The organism is Synechococcus sp. H55.9, assembly GCF_047462355.1.
Classification (GTDB): Bacteria; Cyanobacteriota; Cyanobacteriia; order Thermostichales; family Thermostichaceae; genus Thermostichus.
In genome coordinates, this window is record NZ_JANSJB010000006.1 from 49,423 (window position 1) to 52,539 (window position 3,117).

The following is a 3,117-nucleotide window of genomic DNA, read 5'->3' on the forward strand; positions in this document are numbered from 1 at the left end:
GTATTTATTCGTAGTTAAAGATTATGACATTTTGATTCTCTCAGCCTGGCCAAAATCCAGAATACGAGTAGGAACTGATTTTTCGCTTGCATTGCTTTTGCGGCAGGGCGTATCTGCCGGCAGAGTTTTTGTCTGCCTTGAAGTTGGGGATCCCACCTATGGTGAAACAAATCCGGCTAGATCCTCTATCCCGTGTCTCGGAGGTGGATACCTACAGCAATCTGCTGTCGGCCATTTTGTCGGAGGAGCTCCATGTCTCCAAGGAATGTAACGGCCGCGGCCTCTGCGCCACCTGTCATGTCTACGTCAAGGAGGGCATGGAGAGCCTCACCCCCATCACCCCCCGCGAGGCCAAAACCCTGGAGACGATCACCAGCGCCCGCAGCAATTCCCGCTTGGCCTGTCAGGCACGGGTGGTGGCCGATGGGGTGGTGGTGGAGCTGCCGCCGGGGATGTACGTGAACTCGCTGAAGGATATCGAGGTGCTCATCGGTCGGCGGGCCGAACAAGACTTGCTGCACCCCCGAACAGGGCGCGTTTTGGTGGAGGAGGGCAAGATCATCACCCGTTCCACGATCAAGCAACTGGAAAACGAAGACTTCCGCATCATCGGCAGCACCCTTGCCCAGACCCGCGAGGCCTAAGGGATCCCAACACTCTGCTTGGGTTCCTGCTGTAGTAGATCACGGCTCAGTTTTGTTGAGGAGAAAGCCATGGCCAGCGTTACCACTCGACCGGATCCCCGTCCCGCAGTCACCATGCCGGTGGGCCGCGACAAGCACGCCCACTACAGCTACCGCGATTTCTTCCGCTTTAACCGAGAGCAAGGCACGATCATCGACTGGAACAACACCCAAAACCTGCTGCTCAGCGAAGACTTCATTGTCGGCCTGCAGGCGGGCCTAGAGCGGGAAGTGGGCGATGCCTCTGCGGCGGTGATGTACACCATCGGCAGAGACTGGGGCAGCCGCGATGCCCAGCATTTTTCCCAGTGGTATGAGCGGGAGTACGGAGTTGGGGTCAAGCAGTCCAACCTTCTGTTTTTGCTGGAGACCTGGTGGTGGCCTTTTACGGCGCAAGGGTGGGGCAAGTGGGAGGTGGAAACCGAGTCCAAACAAAAAGGGTTCCTATTCATCAACCTGTTTGACTCGCTGGTGGCCCGCACCTTGGGCGATGTGGGCAAGCCGGTTTGTCACCTCTATGCCGGGCTATTTGCCGGATTTTTCTCTGCTATGACTTCCCGCGAGCTGGCCTGCATCGAAATCCAGTGCTACGCCATGGGGGAGACCTATTGCAAGTTTTTGCTGGGCGGGCAAGAGCGCATCGATGCCGCCAATTTCTGGGTGAGCGAAGGGGCCAGCGCCCGCGAAATCGAGCAGCGTTTGCACCAACTGTGAGGTCTGCCTGTGGCTTTTGCAATCCTTCCCTTGCCACTTTGGAGAAACGCCCATGGTCACCCTCAACCTAGACACCGATCTGGACTTAACCCAGCCGCTGGCGGTGTTTTTACAGGGGTTGAACTGGGATAACCGGCCCTTGGCCAAAGCTCCCTTCGCTCCAGAATCGCTGTCGGACTCCCCCCTGTTCTTGGCCCAGTCGGTAGGGCAGTTTTTTGCCGGCTGCAATTGGTCGGGCGTCCGCCCGCGCCCTGAGCCACCGCCGGAGCTGCCGCCAGAGGATCCCTTTACGCTTGAGGATTTTGCCGCTTTGTTTGGTGGAGCCTTGCTCTAGCCCTGCTTTGCCCCAACTTGGGTTTTGCTTCCTCGAGCCGCTCGATCTTTTGACTCGTTTTGAGACTGGTTTTGAATCGGGTTTTTTAAGGAGACCTCACCCATGAATGACCTTTACCCTTGGCCGGAGCGCATTGCCGATCGAGAAGGGGATTACCTGACGCCCGACGATCTGCAGGATCTCATCCGCTACGCTCTCTCCTTTCAAGAGCGGCTGCATCTCTACCAGGTTTTGCAACAGCAGGAGATGGCATGGATCGAGAAGGTTCTGCAACAGCACGGGTACAGCGGTGAGGCAGAATCCTCTCTCACCCCCACTCAGCGCCTCTTGGCCCGGCAACTGGCCTTCTGCTTGCGCTCCCTGGGCCTGAGCTTGTTGTTGGGGGATCCCTTGCCCCTGCAGCAATGGAGGTGTGGGGCGATGGAATGGTATCTGGGTTTGCCGGAAGCGCTCCAGCAGTTGCAGGCGGTGGTGCAGGGATCCCTGCCGGCGGAGCAGCAGGGTTTGCTTGCCCCCTACTGGCAAGCGCTACAGGCTGTCTGCACCCCTTCCCCAGAGCGGCTTGAGCCAGAATTTGCTCCTCAAACCGAGACTGCAGCTCCGTCGGAAGAAGCGCTCACCCTGATGCAAATGTTCGTCTAAACCAAGGGGGCTTCCTATGAATTCAATGGTCGCCGAGCTGATGCAACAAAGTGAGGGCCGCTATCTGCGCCCGGACGAGTTGAAAACCCTACACGCCTATGTGGAAGGGATCCCCAAACGAGTCCGCCTCTATCAAGTCCTGCAGGCCAAAGAGCAAGAGCTGCTGGAGCGGGTGATGGAGAAGTTCCAGCCGATGATGCCGAATTTGCCCCGCCAACATGGGCACCTGGCCTGGGAGCGTTGCCGCCGCGATCTCCTCATGGTGTGGCGCTACTGCTGCCTGGCCATGCTGCTCAACGATGAGGATTACCTGCGGGATAAGTTGCTCTACTGGCTGGAGACGATCCTGAAGTCCTTCAAGATGCGTGACCAGTGCCAGCCTGCCTATAAGTTGATGCTCGACTCCCTCAGCGCTGTCTTCGGCCCCGAAGAGAGCGAGGCCATCCGCCCCTACGTGCTCTTGGCCAAGTCGATGCTGGTCAACTGAAGTCAATGGGCTCTCGATCCATCCACCAATTACTGTATACAGCCCACTCCCTACTCATCCATTCCTTGCCCCTATGGCCAGATGAAGACACTCCCTACTATCCCAGTGCTCCGTGCTGCTTGCCCAAGCGCTCCGCGCCGCTCACGCGACCACCCCCAGCCCCTCTCCCCAGGGGAGCTCGCCCAAGCGCTCCGCGCCGCTCACGCGACCACCCCCAGCCCCTCTCCCCAGGGGAGCTCGCCCAAGCGCTCCGCGCC

5 protein-coding genes are annotated in these 3,117 nt (G+C 58.7%); all 5 read left to right on the forward strand.

Annotated elements, in window-relative coordinates; translation table 11 throughout:
* Positions 1-158: 158 nt before the first annotated feature.
* A complete protein-coding gene (locus NW857_RS01790; RefSeq protein ID WP_414332440.1) occupies positions 159-644 on the forward strand; it encodes a 2Fe-2S iron-sulfur cluster-binding protein in 486 nt (161 codons plus the stop codon).
* 69 nt (positions 645-713) lie between these two features.
* Positions 714-1,397 carry a V4R domain-containing protein gene (locus NW857_RS01795; protein WP_414332442.1) on the forward strand — a complete coding sequence of 228 codons (684 nt, stop codon included), beginning with the start codon at positions 714-716 and terminating at the stop codon, positions 1,395-1,397.
* A gap of 52 nt (positions 1,398-1,449) precedes the next feature.
* Positions 1,450-1,731 carry a hypothetical protein gene (locus NW857_RS01800; protein ID WP_414332444.1) on the forward strand — a complete coding sequence of 94 codons (282 nt, stop codon included), beginning with the start codon at positions 1,450-1,452 and terminating at the stop codon, positions 1,729-1,731.
* A gap of 102 nt (positions 1,732-1,833) precedes the next feature.
* Positions 1,834-2,373, forward strand: coding sequence for a hypothetical protein (locus NW857_RS01805; protein WP_414367800.1), 540 nt, complete (start codon positions 1,834-1,836; stop codon positions 2,371-2,373).
* 16 nt (positions 2,374-2,389) lie between these two features.
* Positions 2,390-2,860: a phycobilisome protein gene (locus NW857_RS01810; RefSeq protein WP_414367802.1), complete on the forward strand. Its 471-nt coding sequence runs from the start codon at positions 2,390-2,392 to the stop codon at positions 2,858-2,860.
* Positions 2,861-3,117: the final 257 nt, after the last annotated feature.

Excerpts from the sequence above, each read along its gene's own strand:
- NW857_RS01790 (WP_414332440.1), top strand. The coding sequence starts at position 159 with ATGGTGAAACAAATCCGGCTAGATCCTCTATCCCGTGTCTCGGAGGTG.
- NW857_RS01795 (WP_414332442.1), top strand. The coding sequence starts at position 714 with ATGGCCAGCGTTACCACTCGACCGGATCCCCGTCCCGCAGTCACCATG.
- NW857_RS01800 (WP_414332444.1), top strand. The coding sequence starts at position 1,450 with ATGGTCACCCTCAACCTAGACACCGATCTGGACTTAACCCAGCCGCTG.
- NW857_RS01805 (WP_414367800.1), top strand. The coding sequence starts at position 1,834 with ATGAATGACCTTTACCCTTGGCCGGAGCGCATTGCCGATCGAGAAGGG.
- NW857_RS01810 (WP_414367802.1), top strand. The coding sequence starts at position 2,390 with ATGAATTCAATGGTCGCCGAGCTGATGCAACAAAGTGAGGGCCGCTAT.